This window comes from Variovorax pasteuri (assembly GCF_051216435.1).
Classification (GTDB): domain Bacteria; phylum Pseudomonadota; class Gammaproteobacteria; order Burkholderiales; family Burkholderiaceae_C; genus Variovorax.
In genome coordinates, this window is sequence record NZ_JBPJZS010000001.1 from 1,030,882 (window position 1) to 1,045,316 (window position 14,435).

Below are 14,435 nucleotides of genomic sequence, written 5' to 3' on the forward strand. Positions count from 1 at the left end.
CCCGTGTTCCGGTCGGTGCCAGCTATGCTGGCCGGCACAACAACCATCGGAGAGAGACAGACCATGAAGACGCAGAACCCGCTGCTCAGGACCGCACGATGAGCGACGCTTGCGAGCACACCTTCGTCCAGGCCAACGGCCTTCGTTTTCATGTGGTGCAGGCCGGCCCGGTCGACGGTCCGGTGGCACTGCTGCTGCACGGCTTTCCGGAGTTCTGGCGCGCCTGGGCCGGCCAGATCGACGCGCTGGCCGCGGCGGGCTACCGCGTCTGGGTGCCCGACCAGCGCGGCTACGGCGAAAGCGACAAGCCGCAGGGCGTGGACGCCTACGACCTCGAGACGCTGGCCGACGACGTCTGCGCGTTGATCCGCAGCACGGGCCGCGACACGGTGACGCTGCTAGGCCACGACTGGGGCGGCGCGGTGAGCTGGCGCGTGGCGGCGCGCAACCCGGAACTGGTCGAGCGGCTGGTCATCGTCAATTCGCCGCACCTGGCGGTGATGCTGCGACACATGTCGACCGGGCGGCAGCGCCTGCGCAGCTGGTACATGCATTTTTTCCGCATTCCGCGCCTGCCCGAAAGGCTGTTGAGCCGCCACGACTTTCGCGGGCTGGCGCGGGTGCTGACGAAGAGCAGCCGGCCCGGTGCCTTTTCCGACGCCGAACTGGCGCTGTACCGCGAAGCATGGCGCCGGCCCGGTGCGCTGACCGCCATGCTCGACTGGTACCGCGCGCTGATGCGCAGCCGTTCGCGCATCCATGCCGGCGCGCGCATTCCGATGCCCACGCTGCTGCTGTGGGGCGTGCAGGACGAGGCGCTCGGCATCGAGATGGCCGCGCCCAGCATCGCGCTGTGCGACCAGGGCGAGCTGCAGCGCATCGAGGGTGCGGGGCACTGGGTGCTGCACGAGGAGGGCGTCGACGTGAGCCGGCGCATCCTGGCGTTCATGGGCCGCGTCACCGACGCCGTGGGCGCCCCCGCCGAAGCTGTCAAGGCGTGACGGTCCCGCGCGGCGCCAGGCCTTCTCGCTGCGCGCCACAATAGCCGCCATGTCAGACGTGCATTCCGATCAATTGCTCAGCGAAGTCGCGGCCCTGCCGCAACTGCCGGGCGTCTACCGCTACTTCGACGCGGCCGGCGCGGTGCTTTATGTGGGCAAGGCGCGCAACCTCAAGAAGCGGGTTGCCAACTACTTCCAGAAAAGCCACGGCGGCACCCGCATCGGCCACATGATCTCGAAGATCGTGCGCATGGAGACCACCGTGGTGCGCTCCGAGGCCGAGGCGCTGCTGCTCGAGAACAACCTCATCAAGACGCTCAAGCCGCGCTACAACATCCTGTTTCGCGACGACAAGAGCTACCCCTACCTGAAGATCGCCTCGCACACGTTCCCGCGGCTGGCCTACTACCGCGGGGCGGTCGACAAGAAGCACCGCTACTTCGGTCCGTACCCGAGCGCCTGGGCGGTGAAGGAGTCGATCCAGCTGCTGCAGAAGGTGTTCCGCCTGCGCACCTGCGAGGACACGGTGTATGCCAACCGCACGCGGCCGTGCCTGCTCTACCAGATCAAGCGCTGCAGCGGACCCTGCGTGGGTCACATCGCGCCCGACGACTATGCGCACGACGTGGCCGGTGCCGAGGCCTTCCTGATGGGCGACACGCAGCTTGTGCTGTCCAAGCTCGAACAGCGCATGACCACGCACGCCGAGAAGCTCGAGTTCGAGCAGGCGGCCGAGCTGCGCAACCAGATGTCGGCCATCTCGCGCGTGCTGCACCAGCAGTCGATAGAGATCGCATCCGACAAGGACGTGGACATCCTGGCCGTGCAGGTGCAGGGCGGCAAGGCCTGCGTGAACCTGGCCATGGTGCGCGGCGGACGGCACCTGGGCGACCGGCCGTACTTTCCGGTGCACGTGGAAGACGCGGCGCAGATCCATCACGGCGAGCTGGACGACGACGACGGCGGGACGCCCGCTGCCGACGACCCGATCGAGGTGCAGGTGCTCGAGGCCTTCATCGCCCAGCACTACATCGACGTGCCGGTGCCGGCCACGCTGGTGTTGAGCCAGCAGGTGAGCCGCGAGCTGATCGAGGCCATTTCGACGCAGGCCGGCGCGCGCGTGACGGCGGTGTTCCAGCCGCGCGAGCAGCGCCGGCACTGGCTCGAGATGGCCGAGACCAACGCCAAGCTGCAACTCGCCCGGCTGCTCGCCGAAGAGGGCTCGCAGCAGGCGCGCACGCGCGCGCTGGCCGATGCGCTGGAGCTGGCGTCGGACGACCTGGACGACCTGCGCGTGGAGTGCTTCGACATCTCGCACACCGCGGGCGAGGCCACGCAGGCCTCCTGCGTGGTGTTCGAGCACCACGCGATGCAGAACCGCGAGTACCGCCGCTACAACATCGAGGGCATCACGCCCGGCGACGACTACGCAGCCATGCGCCAGGTGCTGCACCGCCGCTACGGCAAGCTGGCCGAGGCGATGGCCGCCGAGACCGAGGCCTTGCCGCCGGGCGACGCCGAGAGCGAAGGCAGCGACGCGCCGCCGAAGGCGCGCACCTTGCGCATGCCCGACCTGGTGCTGGTGGACGGCGGCAAGGGCCAGGTGTCGATGGCGCGCGAGGTGTTCAGCGAACTGGGCCTGCCGCTGTCGCTGATCGTCGGCGTCGAGAAGGGCGAGGGCCGCAAGGTCGGTCTCGAAGAACTGGTGTTCGCCGACGGCCGCGAGAAGGTCTACCTGGGCAAGGACTCCGCCGCGCTGATGCTGGTGGCGCAGATCCGCGACGAGGCGCACCGCTTCGCCATCACCGGCATGCGGGCCAAGCGCGCGAAGGTGCGCGTGGGCGGCAGCCAGCTCGAGGACATTCCGGGCATCGGGCCCAAGCGGCGCGCGCGCCTGCTTCAGCGCTTCGGTGGCATCCGGGGCGTGGCGGCGGCGAGCGTGGAAGACATCGCGTCGGTGGAGGGAATCGCCTCCGAGCTTGCGGAAGAAATCTACAAGGCGCTGCACTGACCGGCGACGGGGCAAGACCTGCTGCCGAGGGGTAATGCCACCATGACACAATCAAGAGATGTTCTGGACCCTACCGACCATCATGACCTGGACGCGCATCGTCGCGATCCCTTTGATCGTCGGCGTGTTCTACCTGCCGATCGCCGAGCCGATGCGCAACCTGATCGCCACGGTCATGTTCATCGTCTTCGCCGCCACCGACTGGCTCGACGGCTACCTGGCGCGCAAGCTCAACCAGACCTCGGCCTTCGGCGCCTTCCTCGATCCGGTGGCGGACAAGTTCCTGGTGTGCGCCTCGCTGCTGGTGCTGGTGCACCTGCAGCGTGCCGACGTGTTCGTGGCGTTGATCATCATCGGCCGCGAAATCGCCATCTCGGCGCTGCGCGAATGGATGGCGCAGATCGGCGCCGGCAAGAGCGTGGCGGTGCACATGATCGGCAAGGTCAAGACGACCGTGCAGATGGTGGCCATTCCGTTCCTGCTCTATGACGGGCATTTGTTCAAGGTGATCGACACCGGCCTGTGGGGCCAGTGGCTGATCTGGATCTCGGCGGTGCTCACCGTCTGGTCGATGGTCTATTACCTGCAGAAGGCCATTCCCGAGATTCGGGCCCGCACCAAATGACCGCCGCCGCCGAGGCGCGCCACGCAGGCTGGCTGCGTGCGATGCCGGCGGTGTTCGTGCTGATCTGGAGCACCGGCTTCATCGTCGCGCGCTACGGCATGCCGTATGCACCACCCCTCAAGTTTCTTGCCGTGCGCTATGCGTTGTCGCTGGCGTGCTTCGGCCTGTGGGTCGCGCTGGCCCGGGTCGCGTGGCCGAAGGCACGCGCGCAATGGGGGCACCTGGCGGTCACCGGCGTGCTGATGCAGGCGGGTTACCTGGGCGGCGTCTGGGCCGCGGTGCATGCGGGCATGGGCGCGGGGCTGGTGGCATTGCTGGTCGGCATCCAGCCGGTGCTGACGGCGGTGTGGCTGTCGTTCAATGGCGGGCGCATTGCAGGTCGGCAGTGGGCCGGGCTCGCGCTGGGCTTCGCGGGGCTGGTCCTGGTGGTGTCGCGCAAACTCGGGCAGGGCGCCGAGGTCAATGCGTTGACGATGGGGCTGGCGGTGATGGCGCTGGTGTCCATCACGGCGGGCACGCTCTACCAGAAGCGCTTCGTCGCGCCCTGCGATGTGCGCAGCGCCAGCGCGGTGCAGATGGCGGCGGCCCTGCTGGTCACGCTGCCTTTCGCGGCGATGGAGTCGCAGGGCATCGAATGGAACGTCTATTCGGGCGGCGCGATGGCGTGGTCGGTGCTGGCGCTGTCGCTGGGCGGCAGTTCGCTGCTCTACATGCTGATCCAGCGCGGCACGGCCACCGCCGTGACCAGCCTGCTGTACCTGGTGCCGCCCTGCACGGCCGTGATGGCCTGGCTGCTGTTCTCGGAGCCGATCACGTGGATCACGGTGCTGGGCATCGCGCTCACCGCCGCGGGCGTGAGCCTGGTGGTGCGCAGCGCCCGCTGAGCGGCCGCTGTCATGGCCTGCGTCTGATCAGCGCGCGCCGGCCTTGCCCGGTTTCCAGGGCTCGCCGCGAAACTGTTCCACGAGGTGGTCGACCAGCAGTCGCACGCGGCGCGGTGTCTTCGGGCGCCAAGGAGCAACCCAATGGATGTCCGCTTCCGGCATGGCGTAGTACGGCAGCACGCGCACCAGTTGGCCGGTCGCGAGCTGCGGCGCGATGTCCCACAGGCTGCGCAGCATGACCCCGTGCCCGGCCAGGCACCAGTCGCGCACCATCTCGCCCGAGTTGCTGGCCAGCGGGCCCTGCACGCGCACCCGCGCCGTGCTGCCGTCGCGCGCATGGCGCAGGGTCCAGAGCGCGTGCCGGCGCGGGCCGGCGTCGCCGTTCTCCTGCGCGACCAGGCAGTCGTGCGAAGCCAGCGCCTCGACGCTGGCCGGCGTGCCGCGGCGCTCCAGGTAGCCGGGCGAGGCGGCCAGCACGCGCTGGTTGCGCGCAATGCGCCGCGAGACCCAATCGGCCGCATGGCGCTGCTGCACGGCCCAGAGCCACACGGCCCCGTCGTAGCTCTCGACGCCGAGATCGGGCAACTGCTCCGTGAGCACCAGGTCGATCTGCAGGGCAGGGTGGCGCGCCTGGAAGGCGGCCAGCGCCGGCCCGAGCCAGCGCCGGCCGAAGCCGAAGGTGGCGGCCAGGCGCACGGTGCCGCTCAATTCGTTCTGGCGCTCGCCGAGCTCGCTTTCGAGCGCGGCAAAGCCGTCGAGCAGCGTTCGCGCATGCAGGCAGACCGCCTCGCCCTCGGCCGTGACGCTGAGCCGGCGCGTGGTGCGATCGAACAGCCGCTGGCCCAGCCGTGCCTCCAGCGCGCCAAGCCGCTTGGTGACGACGGAAGGCACCACGTCGAGCGTTGCGGCCGCGCCCGCGAGGCTGCCTTGGTCGCGAATGGCGACCACCAGGGCCAGGTCACCGCGGTCCATCGAAGGAGGATTCATGCCGGAATGGAAAGTATGAATTGGCCGATTGTTGCTTGATGATCGCCGAGGTGCAACGCACAATCGTCGTCGTGACAGCCTCCTTTCTTTCCTTTCCCACCTTTGACATCGAGCGCAGCGGTGTGCGCATCCATGGCCGCATCGGCGGCCGCGGCGCGCCCCTGCTGTTGTTGCACGGTCACCCGCAGACGCATGCGATCTGGCACCGCGTGGCGCCGGCGCTGGCCGAGCGCTTCACCGTGGTCGCTGTCGACCTGCGCGGCTACGGCGACTCGGGCCGCCCGGCGGCCGATGCCGAACACGCGGCGTACAGCAAGCGGGAGATGGCGCTCGATGCGCTCGCTGCCATGCGGCACCACGGCTTCGAGCGCTTCGGCGTGCTGGCGCACGACCGCGGCGCGCGCGTGGCGCACCGGCTGGCGGCAGACCACGCCGACGTTGTGGAGCGCATGCTGCTGCTCGACATCGCCCCGACGCTCGCGATGTACGAACAAACATCAGAGGCCTTCGCCAAGGCCTACTGGCACTGGTTCTTTTTGATCCAGCCGCCGCCGCTGCCCGAAGCGTTGATCGCGTCCGACCCGGTGCGCTACGTGCGCAGCGTGATGGGCGGCCGGCATGCGGGGCTCGCGCCGTTCGCGCCCGAGGTGCTGGCCGAATACGAGCGCTGCGCGAGCATCGCGGGCACCGCCGAATCCATCTGCGAGGACTACCGCGCCTCCGCCACCATCGACCTCGTGCACGACCGCGCCGACATCGCCGCCGGCCGGCAACTGGCGCAGCCGCTGCGCGTGCTGTGGGGCGAACATGGCGCGGTGGGAAAGGCCTTCGACGTGCTGGCGCTGTGGCGCGAGCGCGCGGCCCATGTGTCGGGCCGTGCCTTGCCGTGCGGCCACTACGTTCCCGAAGAAGCGCCGGACGAACTGCTCGCCGAGGCGCTGGCCTTCTTTTCATCTCCCTCACAAGCACACGCAGGAGCCACACCATGAGCACCCAGAAGAGCACTCAGAGAATTGCAGTCATCGCCGGCGACGGCATCGGCAAGGAAACCACGCCGGAGGGCCTGCGCGTGCTCGAAGCGGCGGCCAGCAAGTTCGGCATCGACCTGAAGTTCGACCACTTCGACTTCTCGAGCTGGGACTACTACGAGAAGCACGGCCAGATGCTGCCCGACAACTGGAAGGACCAGATCGGCGGGCACGACGCCATCTTCTTCGGCGCGGTCGGCTGGCCCGAGAAGATCGCGGACCACGTGTCGCTGTGGGGCTCGCTGCTGATGTTCCGCCGCGAGTTCGACCAGTACGTCAACCTGCGTCCCGCGCGCCTGATGCCCGGCATCATCGCGCCCGTGGTGCGCCGCGACGGCACGCCGCGCGAGCCCGGCGAGATCGACATGTACATCGTGCGCGAGAACACCGAGGGCGAGTACTCGAGCATCGGCGGGCGCATGTACCAGGGCACGCCGCGCGAGATCGTGGTGCAGGAAACCGTGATGTCGCGCGTGGGCGTCGACCGGGTGTTGAAGTTCGCCTTCGAGCTGGCGCAGTCGCGGCCGAAGAAGCACCTCACGAGCGCCACCAAGTCGAACGGCATCTCGATCACCATGCCCTACTGGGACGAGCGGGTGGTGGAGATGGCCAAGAACTATCCGGGCGTCACGCTGGACAAGTTCCACATCGACATCCTCACCGCGCACTTCGTGCAGCGGCCCGACTTCTTCGACGTGGTGGTGGCGAGCAATCTGTTCGGCGACATCCTGTCCGACCTGGGCCCGGCGTGCACCGGCACCATCGGCATCGCGCCCAGCGCCAACCTGAACCCGGAGCGCACCACGCCATCGCTGTTCGAACCGGTGCACGGCTCGGCGCCCGACATCGCGGGCAAAGGCATCGCGAACCCGATCGGGCAGATCTGGTGCGGCGCGATGATGCTGGAGTTCCTGGGCCACAAACAGGCGCACGATGCCATTCTTTCGACCATCGAGCGGGTGCTCGCGCCCCAAAGCGGAGCACCGCGCACCCCGGACATCGGTGGGACGGCCAGCACCAGCGACCTCGGCAAGGCGATTGCCCAGGCACTCTGAACCGCATGGAGCCGCTGCGAAAAAGCGCTTCACGAAACGCCCCTAGAATCGCGCGCTCCGCTGATCTGCATGGCCTCGTGTCTTATTGACACCCTGCAGACCAGTGGTTGTAATCCTCGATGGCAGTGCGCTGCCGAGGCGTCAGGCCTGCCAGGCTCTCGAGTCGCACACGTCGCGGCCAGGTCGCAGCTGACGGAAGCCGACCAACTTTTTTTCTACAAGGGGCCCTTGTGAACAAGACCGAACTGATTGAGCACATCGCAAAGAACGCCGATATTTCCAAAGCAGCAGCAACGCGTGCGCTCGAATCCACCATCGGCGCTATTCGTACCACGCTCAAGAAGGGCGGCTCGGTTTCGCTCGTCGGTTTCGGCACTTTCGCAGTAGGCAAGCGCGCGGCCCGCACCGGCCGAAACCCCCGTACCGGCGAGGCGATTAAAATCAAGGCCGCCAAGATTCCGAAGTTCCGTCCGGGCAAGGCGCTGAAAGACGCGCTGAACTAAGACGTTAGACTCGGAGAGTATTCCCGGTGGGGTGCTTAGCTCAGTTGGTAGAGCGGCGCCTTTACACGGCGTAGGTCGGGGGTTCGAGCCCCTCAGCACCCACCACCCACCCGATGCAAAGGCGAACCGCAAGTTCGCCTTTTTTATTGCCGTCCGACATCCGTCGAAAAAGAGTGTTCAAGCATGTTTGATTTCTTCCGCAAGTACAACAAGATCGTCATGATTTTCTTGTTCTTGCTGATCATTCCCTCGTTCGTGCTCTTCGGTGTCGAGCGCTACCAGGGCGGCAGCGAAGAGAAGGTGGCCCGCGTCGACGGCCAGCCGATCACCAAGCCCGAGTGGGACCAGCAGCACCGCGTGGAGACCGACCGCATTCGCCAGCAGTCGCCCAACGTCGACCCGACGGTGCTCGACTCCGACGCCCTGCGCTACGCCACGCTGGAGCGCATGGTGCGCGACCGGGTGCTGGCCGCTGCGGCCGCCAAGGCGAACATGTCGGTGTCCGAAGATCGCCTGTCGCGCATCTTCGCGCAGGACCCGGGCCTGGCGGCGTTCCGTACGCCCGACGGCAAGTTCGACCGCGAAGCCTTCCAGCGCGTGACCGGCCGCACCCCCGAGCAGTACGAAGCGGGTGTGCGATCGGAGATGGCCACGCAGCAGGTGCTGCTGGGCGTTTCGGGCACTGCCTTCACCACGCCCGCGCTGGCCGCCACCACCATCAACGCGTTCTACGACAGCCGTGAGATCCAGGTGGCCCGCTTCAGCCCCGAGAGCTTCGCGTCGAAGGTGACGGTGAGCGACGCCGACGTCGAGGCCTACTACAAGGACCATGCGGCCCAGTTCCAGGCGCCCGAGCAGGCCAGCATCGAGTACCTCGTGCTCGACCTGGAGGCCGCCAAGAAGAACCTCGTCGTGAGCGACGCCGATCTCAAGGCCTACTACGACCAGAACACCGCGCGCTTCGGCACCAAGGAAGAGCGCCGTGCGAGCCACATCCTGATCACCGCGCCGTCCAGCATGCCCGCCGCCGACCGCGAAAAGGCCAAGGCCAAGGCCGAGCAATTGCTGGCCGAAGTGAAGAAGACGCCCGCCAGCTTTGCCGACGTGGCGCGCAAGAACTCGCAGGACCCGGGTTCCGCCGAGAAGGGCGGCGACCTCGACTTCGTCACGCGCGGTGCGATGGTCAAGCCTTTCGAGGACGCGATGTTCTCGCTCAAGAAGGGTGAGATCAGCGGCATCGTCGAAACCGAATTCGGCTACCACATCATCCAGCTGACCGACATCAAGCCCGCCGTGGTGCCGCCTTTCGAGAAGGTGCGAGCCACCATCGAGAACGAGGTGCGCGCGCAGCAGGCCACGCAGGAATTCGCGAAGGCCGCGGAGGTTTTCACCGATGCCGTTTACCAGACGCCCGACAGCCTCAAGCCGGCGGCCGAGAAGCTCAAGCTCACGATCCAGACGGCCACCAATGTGCCGCGCACGCCCGCACCCGGCGCCACCGGCCCGCTGGCCAGCCGCAACTTCCTGAACGCGCTGTTCGCGCCCGACTCGCTGCAGCGCAAGCAGAACACCGAGGCGATCGAGGTCGGCTCCAGCCAGCTCGCATCGGGCCGCGTGACGCAGTACACGCCGGCGCATCCGGTGCCGCTGGCCGACGTGAAGGACAAGATCCGCGCGCAACTCGTGACCGAGCGCGCCGCGGTGCTTGCCAAGACCGAGGGCGAGGCGAAGCTCGCGGCGTGGACGGCAAAGGCCGACGGTGCGACCTTCGGCGCGCCGATGACGGTGTCGCGCCGCGAAGCGCAATCGCAGCCGCTGCCGGTCATCGACGCTGCGCTGCGTGCCGACGCCGCCAAGCTGCCCGCGCTCGTGGGTGTGGATCTCGGCGCGCAAGGCTATGCCGTGGTTCGCGTGACCAAGGTCGTGCCGCGCACGCCCCCGGCGCCGGACCTCGCGAAGCAGGAGCAGGCGCAGGTCGGCCAGTCGGTGGCCGCCGCGGAGGACGCCGCGTACTACAGCATGCTGAAGGATCGCTTCAAGGCAGAAATCCTGGTGCCGAAGCCGGCGGACACGCTGCCTGTTGCCGCAGGCCGCTGATCCAGCGCTTCCTTTGCGAAAAAGCCCGGGCCATCGGCTCGGGCTTTTTTCATTTGGTGCGCCCGAACCGGTCGCCCGAGGGACAAGCCAGGCCAGCGCTTCTTGCCAGAATCGCCCGCATGGGAACCCTCTATCTCGTGCGCCACGGGCAGGCCAGTTTCGGCGCTGCGGACTATGACAACCTGAGCGAGCTCGGGCACCGGCAGGCGGTGCGCCTCGGCGAATACTGGCGCGAGCGCGGCATGACCTTCGATGCCGTCATCACCGGCACCTTGAAGCGCCATCGGCAGACATGGGAGGGCATTGCCAAGGGCATGGGCCTGGCGCGCGACGATGTGCTGCCATGGCCCGGACTCAACGAGTACGACAGCGAGGCGGTCATCGCCGGCATCCACGAGGGCAAGCTCGAAAAGCCCGATTCGCCCGAGATGTACCGTCATCACTTCCGCCTGTTGCGAGAGGGCCTGGGTGCATGGATGAACGGCCGCACGGCGCCGGTCGGCATGCCCAGCTATGTCGATTTCCTGGCGGGCGTCACGACAGCCCTCGACCATGTGCGCGACAAGCATCACGGTGCAAAGGTGCTGGTGGTGTCGAGCGGCGGGCCCATCAGCACAGCGGTCGGGCACGTGCTCGGCACCACTGCGGAGACGACGATCGAGCTCAACCTGCGCATCCGCAATTCGTCGGTGACGGAGTTCGCTTTCACTCCCAAGCGGCACATGCTCGTCACCTACAACACCTTGCCGCATCTGGACGGCCCGGCGTACGAGGACTGGGTCACCTACGCCTGACGGCCTCAGGCCTGCCACACGCCGTAGCCCGCCTTGCGCAACGCAATGCCGAGGTCGACCTCCATCAGGCGTGCGTCCTCGTAGGTCAACGGGTTGTAGCGTTCGTACAGTGCGGGGAGCAGGTGCAAGCCGAAGGCCTGCACGAAGCTGTTGGCTTGAATGCCGGCCTTGTGCTTGTCGAAACGGATGTCAGGGTCCAGGCCGGTCATGCCGACATAGACGAAGGGCTTGCCGAGCTGGTAGTCCGGGTTGGCGCGACGGAAGCGGCCATTGTTCCAGACGCGGTCGTCGAGCTCGACCACATACACGTGATGCCTGGCGCGCGCTTTGCGAGGCAAGGCGTCTGTGGCGGCCGCCCGTTTGATGCGGCGCGGCACTTCATCCGTAGCGGTTGCCCGCTTGACGCGGGGCGGCACGTCATCCCTAGCGGTCCCCCGCTTGACGCGGGGCGGCCGCGAGGCCATCAGCTCTTGCGCTTGATGAGGCCGTAAAGCACCAGCAGCACGATCGCGCCCAGCACGGATGCAATGAAGCCCGCGCCCTGGCCCGCGGTGTACCAGCCCATGGATTGCCCGACGTACGTGACGATCAAGGAACCCGCGATGCCGATGAGGGTGGTGACGATGAAGCCCGCGGAGTCGTCGCCCGGCTTGACGGCGCGCGCCACAAGACCCACGACGAACCCGATCAGGATGGTCCAGACGATGCTCATGAAGAAATTCCTTTGGTGGTGAATTGGAAGTAGCGGCAGGCCATGCCTCATCGGTTTTTGATGATAGCGGAGCGATTTTGGCGCACATGTCCGCCAATGCGGATGAAAAAGCGGGTCGGATGTTGTGCATGTCTGCGTGGCTCCGAGACTGCGTGACCATGAGGCTGCGCGGCGTCCTACAGGCGCATTTGCGGTGCGGGGTTAAACCCTGAACATGCTTGAAAAACTGCCTGATGTCATTGGTCACGCGCTGCACGGCGTGCGTGCCGGTCTGGACGAGATCGTCTTCAACACGCTCGGCATGCGCGAAGGCATGGCGTCGATCGAAATCACGAGCGCTGCCTTCGTCGACCACGGGCCGCTCCCGACTCGGTGTACCGCCGATGCCCCCGATGGCGAAGGCGTTTCGCCGCCGTTGCGCTGGACCGGGTTGCCTGCAGGAACCGCGTCGCTTCTGTTGATCGTCGAGGACGCCGATTCCCCGACACCCAATCCGCTGGTGCATGCGATCGTGGTCGATCTCCCGCCGGCGGATGGCTTGCTGGTCGAGGCGTCGATTCCGAGTCCAGGCAATGAAGGTACGGGTTTGAACATCGGCCGGAACTCGGCATTGCAGGCCGCCTGGCTGCCACCCGATCCGCCGCCTGGTCACGGTGTGCATCGCTATGCATTCCAGTTGTTCGCATTGGGGCAAGCGCCGGATTTCTCCGATTCGCCGGGGCGGGACGAGGTCGTCGAAGCGCTTCGCAAACATGCCATTGCCAGCGGGCTGCTGATCGGCACGCATGAGCGGCCCGACGGTTCGATCAAGATCCAGGATGCAGCGACCTCCGGCGGCCCCTTGGCTGCGGCTGCTGGTTGATGTGGCGTTCAAACCGCGTCTTTTGACGAGAGATGTCGAAATCCGGATTTTTAACGCTATAATCTGAGGCTCTATGGTGGCTGTAGCTCAGCTGGTAGAGTCCCAGATTGTGATTCTGGTCGTCGTGGGTTCGAGTCCCATCAGCCACCCCAAAAGATATTTCCTTCAGGCTATTGCTCAATAGCATTCGAGGAATCGCACCGCCGGGCTAGTCCCGGCGTTGTCATTTCCGGACCGCGCTTTTTGGGTTGCGTGCTCCTTCAGTCTCTCCCTTCTTTACCTGCATATAAGCGCCCAAAGTGGTGCACTCGTGTTGCGAGTTGTTGCATTGATGCAATGCGGATTCCTTTTTTTTGTTCGACTCTACGCTTGTGCCAAAAGTAAACTGAATTAGAATCCGCTCGTTTTCAATTTCTGGAGTCCAACAAATGGCTTCGACACTCGCCGATATCAATTCCCAGATCAAGAAGCATGACGAGCAGATTGCGCAATTGCGCAAGCAAGCCGAAGACATGCGCAACCAAGAACGCGCTGGTGTGATCGAAGAGCTTCGCAAGAAGATTGCCGAATACGGATTGACGGCTTCCGACTTGAAATTGGGCGGGCGCGTGGGTGCCGTCAAACGCGCAGCAGGCGCTGCACCGACCAAAGCTGCGGCCAAGTACCGCGGCCCGACGGGCGAAACCTGGTCGGGTGGACGTGGCCGCAAGCCGCGTTGGGTGACCGAGGCATTGGCCGCCGGCAAATCGCTGACCGATTACGAAATCAAGTAAGTGCCTGTCGGCCTCCCTGGGCAAGTGCCCAATAAAAAAGCCCGCTCATGCGGGCTTTTTTATTGGATGCCGGCTTGGGCGTACTCAGTTCACCATCACGAGTTTTCCCTTGACGCCGCGTGAACCCATGTGGGTGTACGCAGCCTTCAATTCGGCCATCGGCATCGTGCTGTCGATCACTGGCTTGATCTTTCCCTGGCCGTACCACTGGGCCAATTCAGCCATCATCTGCGCATTGGCCTTGGGCTCACGCCGGGCGAAATCGCCCCAGAACACGCCGACGAGGGACGCGCCTTTCAGCAGCGTCAGATTCAATGGCAGCGACGGAATGGGGCCGGACGCAAAACCGACGACCAAATAGCGCCCGCGCCAACCAATCGAGCGAAACGCCGGCTCCGCAAAGTCACCACCGACCGGGTCGTAAATGACATCCGGTCCTTTGCCGTCGGTCGCGGCTTTGACGGCATCGCGAAACCCATTGGGCAGCGCGTGCGTGGTGTAGTTGATCGTCGTGTCAGCGCCAATGGAGCGGCAAAGTTCGCATTTCTCGTCGGTGGAGGCTGCCGCAATGACCTTGGCGCCGGCGGCCTTGGCAATCTGGATGGCTGCGGTGCCCACGCCGCCGGCCGCGCCGAGCACGAGCACGGTTTCACCGGCCTTGAGTTGTGCGCGGTCCATCAATGCATGCCACGAAGTCGCGTAGATCATGATGAACGCGGCCGCATCGACGTGGCCGAATCCCTCGGGCAGCGGCATGCACAGTGCGGCGGGGGCCAGCGTATGCGTGGCGAAGCCGCCAGTGCCCGACAGGCAGGCCACGTTCTGGCCGACCTTGAGGTGCGTCACGCCTTCGCCGACTGCCTGGATGACGCCGGCATATTCAGAGCCGGGCACGAAGGGCAGGGGCGGCTTCATCTGGTACTTGTTCTGCACGATCAGCAGATCGGGGAAATTCAGGCTCGCCGCCTTGATTTCGATCAGCACCTGGCCCGGGCCCGGCGTCGGTGTCGGCAGTTCCTTCCAGGTCAGCGCGTCGACGCCGGTGGGGTTTTCGCAAAGCCATGCGTGCATGCTCGAGTCTCCTTCGTGTGAGTCGGGTGGGG

Annotated in this window: 15 protein-coding genes and 2 tRNA genes; 13 read left to right on the forward strand and 4 right to left on the reverse strand. The window is 66.1% G+C overall.

Features of this window, described 5'->3' with window-relative positions; translation table 11 throughout:
* Window positions 1–98: 98 nt before the first annotated feature.
* Genes ACSFBM_RS04805 through ACSFBM_RS04820 form a run of 4 tightly spaced genes read left to right on the forward strand, consistent with a single transcriptional unit; the run spans window position 99 to window position 4,521 of the window.
* On the forward strand, window positions 99–1,001 hold the full coding sequence (locus ACSFBM_RS04805) for an alpha/beta fold hydrolase (protein WP_435483360.1): 903 nt from the start codon (window positions 99–101) through the stop codon (window positions 999–1,001).
* Window positions 1,002–1,050: 49 nt separating this feature from the next.
* Window positions 1,051–3,012 carry an excinuclease ABC subunit UvrC gene (gene uvrC / locus ACSFBM_RS04810; RefSeq protein ID WP_435483361.1) on the forward strand — a complete coding sequence of 654 codons (1,962 nt, stop codon included), beginning with the start codon at window positions 1,051–1,053 and terminating at the stop codon, window positions 3,010–3,012.
* Window positions 3,013–3,070: 58 nt separating this feature from the next.
* The gene (gene pgsA, locus ACSFBM_RS04815; RefSeq protein ID WP_435483362.1) at window positions 3,071–3,637 is read left to right on the forward strand and encodes a CDP-diacylglycerol--glycerol-3-phosphate 3-phosphatidyltransferase; all 567 of its coding nucleotides are present in this window, start codon (window positions 3,071–3,073) and stop codon (window positions 3,635–3,637) included.
* Window positions 3,634–4,521, forward strand: a complete 888-nt coding sequence (locus ACSFBM_RS04820; RefSeq protein WP_435483363.1) for a DMT family transporter — start codon at window positions 3,634–3,636, stop codon at window positions 4,519–4,521. Before pgsA ends, ACSFBM_RS04820 begins: the two co-directional genes overlap by 4 nt.
* Window positions 4,522–4,548: 27 nt before the next feature.
* Here ACSFBM_RS04820 and ACSFBM_RS04825 read toward each other — a convergent pair whose 3' ends face one another.
* Window positions 4,549–5,508, reverse strand: a complete 960-nt coding sequence (locus ACSFBM_RS04825) for a LysR substrate-binding domain-containing protein (RefSeq protein ID WP_435483364.1) — start codon at window positions 5,506–5,508, stop codon at window positions 4,549–4,551.
* A gap of 71 nt (window positions 5,509–5,579) precedes the next feature.
* Here ACSFBM_RS04825 and ACSFBM_RS04830 point away from each other — a divergent pair, with 71 nt between their 5' ends.
* The 6 genes from ACSFBM_RS04830 to ACSFBM_RS04855 all read left to right on the forward strand — a co-directional run bounded on the left by ACSFBM_RS04830 (window position 5,580) and on the right by ACSFBM_RS04855 (window position 10,985).
* Complete coding sequence (locus tag ACSFBM_RS04830) at window positions 5,580–6,497, forward strand: alpha/beta fold hydrolase (protein WP_435483365.1); 918 nt, start codon at window positions 5,580–5,582, stop codon at window positions 6,495–6,497.
* Complete coding sequence (locus tag ACSFBM_RS04835; protein WP_435483366.1) at window positions 6,494–7,591, forward strand: tartrate dehydrogenase; 1,098 nt, start codon at window positions 6,494–6,496, stop codon at window positions 7,589–7,591. Before ACSFBM_RS04830 ends, ACSFBM_RS04835 begins: the two co-directional genes overlap by 4 nt.
* Window positions 7,592–7,821: 230 nt before the next feature.
* A complete protein-coding gene (locus ACSFBM_RS04840) occupies window positions 7,822–8,094 on the forward strand; it encodes an HU family DNA-binding protein (RefSeq protein ID WP_099796196.1) in 273 nt (90 codons plus the stop codon).
* Between the two features lie 29 nt (window positions 8,095–8,123).
* Window positions 8,124–8,199 (forward strand) — tRNA-Val (locus ACSFBM_RS04845).
* Between the two features lie 78 nt (window positions 8,200–8,277).
* Window positions 8,278–10,191, forward strand: a complete 1,914-nt coding sequence (locus ACSFBM_RS04850) for a SurA N-terminal domain-containing protein (protein WP_435483367.1) — start codon at window positions 8,278–8,280, stop codon at window positions 10,189–10,191.
* Window positions 10,192–10,310: 119 nt separating this feature from the next.
* The gene (locus tag ACSFBM_RS04855; protein ID WP_435483368.1) at window positions 10,311–10,985 is read left to right on the forward strand and encodes a histidine phosphatase family protein; all 675 of its coding nucleotides are present in this window, start codon (window positions 10,311–10,313) and stop codon (window positions 10,983–10,985) included.
* Window positions 10,986–10,990: 5 nt separating this feature from the next.
* Here the strand turns inward: ACSFBM_RS04855 and ACSFBM_RS04860 are convergent, their stop codons facing one another.
* Both ACSFBM_RS04860 and ACSFBM_RS04865 read right to left on the reverse strand, forming a co-directional pair.
* Entirely contained in the window at window positions 10,991–11,323 is a 333-nt protein-coding gene (locus ACSFBM_RS04860) for a hypothetical protein (RefSeq protein ID WP_435483369.1), read from the reverse strand.
* A gap of 125 nt (window positions 11,324–11,448) precedes the next feature.
* Entirely contained in the window at window positions 11,449–11,697 is a 249-nt protein-coding gene (locus ACSFBM_RS04865; protein ID WP_435435604.1) for a GlsB/YeaQ/YmgE family stress response membrane protein, read from the reverse strand.
* Window positions 11,698–11,911: 214 nt separating this feature from the next.
* On the opposite strand from ACSFBM_RS04865, the gene ACSFBM_RS04870 reads away from it, so the two are divergent.
* The 3 genes from ACSFBM_RS04870 (at window position 11,912) to ACSFBM_RS04880 (ending at window position 13,332) form a co-directional block, all read left to right on the forward strand.
* Entirely contained in the window at window positions 11,912–12,559 is a 648-nt protein-coding gene (locus tag ACSFBM_RS04870) for a YbhB/YbcL family Raf kinase inhibitor-like protein (protein ID WP_435483370.1), read from the forward strand.
* Between the two features lie 76 nt (window positions 12,560–12,635).
* A tRNA-His gene (locus tag ACSFBM_RS04875) sits at window positions 12,636–12,711 on the forward strand.
* A 276-nt stretch (window positions 12,712–12,987) separates the two neighbouring features.
* A complete protein-coding gene (locus ACSFBM_RS04880; RefSeq protein WP_435483371.1) occupies window positions 12,988–13,332 on the forward strand; it encodes an H-NS histone family protein in 345 nt (114 codons plus the stop codon).
* Between the two features lie 84 nt (window positions 13,333–13,416).
* Here the strand turns inward: ACSFBM_RS04880 and ACSFBM_RS04885 are convergent, their stop codons facing one another.
* Window positions 13,417–14,403 (reverse strand): NADPH:quinone oxidoreductase family protein, encoded by a 987-nt coding sequence (locus ACSFBM_RS04885; RefSeq protein WP_435483372.1) that lies wholly within the window; start codon window positions 14,401–14,403, stop codon window positions 13,417–13,419.
* Between the last annotated feature and the right edge of the window lie 32 nt (window positions 14,404–14,435).

What these genes read in the sequence shown, in the direction of transcription:
- ACSFBM_RS04805 (WP_435483360.1), top strand. Translation starts at nt 99, where the DNA reads ATGAGCGACGCTTGCGAGCACACCTTCGTCCAGGCCAACGGCCTTCGT.
- uvrC (WP_435483361.1), top strand. Translation starts at nt 1,051, where the DNA reads ATGTCAGACGTGCATTCCGATCAATTGCTCAGCGAAGTCGCGGCCCTG.
- pgsA (WP_435483362.1), top strand. Translation starts at nt 3,071, where the DNA reads ATGTTCTGGACCCTACCGACCATCATGACCTGGACGCGCATCGTCGCG.
- ACSFBM_RS04820 (WP_435483363.1), top strand. Translation starts at nt 3,634, where the DNA reads ATGACCGCCGCCGCCGAGGCGCGCCACGCAGGCTGGCTGCGTGCGATG.
- ACSFBM_RS04825 (WP_435483364.1), bottom strand. Translation starts at nt 5,508, where the DNA reads ATGAATCCTCCTTCGATGGACCGCGGTGACCTGGCCCTGGTGGTCGCC.
- ACSFBM_RS04835 (WP_435483366.1), top strand. Translation starts at nt 6,494, where the DNA reads ATGAGCACCCAGAAGAGCACTCAGAGAATTGCAGTCATCGCCGGCGAC.
- ACSFBM_RS04850 (WP_435483367.1), top strand. Translation starts at nt 8,278, where the DNA reads ATGTTTGATTTCTTCCGCAAGTACAACAAGATCGTCATGATTTTCTTG.
- ACSFBM_RS04855 (WP_435483368.1), top strand. Translation starts at nt 10,311, where the DNA reads ATGGGAACCCTCTATCTCGTGCGCCACGGGCAGGCCAGTTTCGGCGCT.
- ACSFBM_RS04865 (WP_435435604.1), bottom strand. Translation starts at nt 11,697, where the DNA reads ATGAGCATCGTCTGGACCATCCTGATCGGGTTCGTCGTGGGTCTTGTG.
- ACSFBM_RS04870 (WP_435483370.1), top strand. Translation starts at nt 11,912, where the DNA reads ATGCTTGAAAAACTGCCTGATGTCATTGGTCACGCGCTGCACGGCGTG.
- ACSFBM_RS04880 (WP_435483371.1), top strand. Translation starts at nt 12,988, where the DNA reads ATGGCTTCGACACTCGCCGATATCAATTCCCAGATCAAGAAGCATGAC.
- ACSFBM_RS04885 (WP_435483372.1), bottom strand. Translation starts at nt 14,403, where the DNA reads ATGCACGCATGGCTTTGCGAAAACCCCACCGGCGTCGACGCGCTGACC.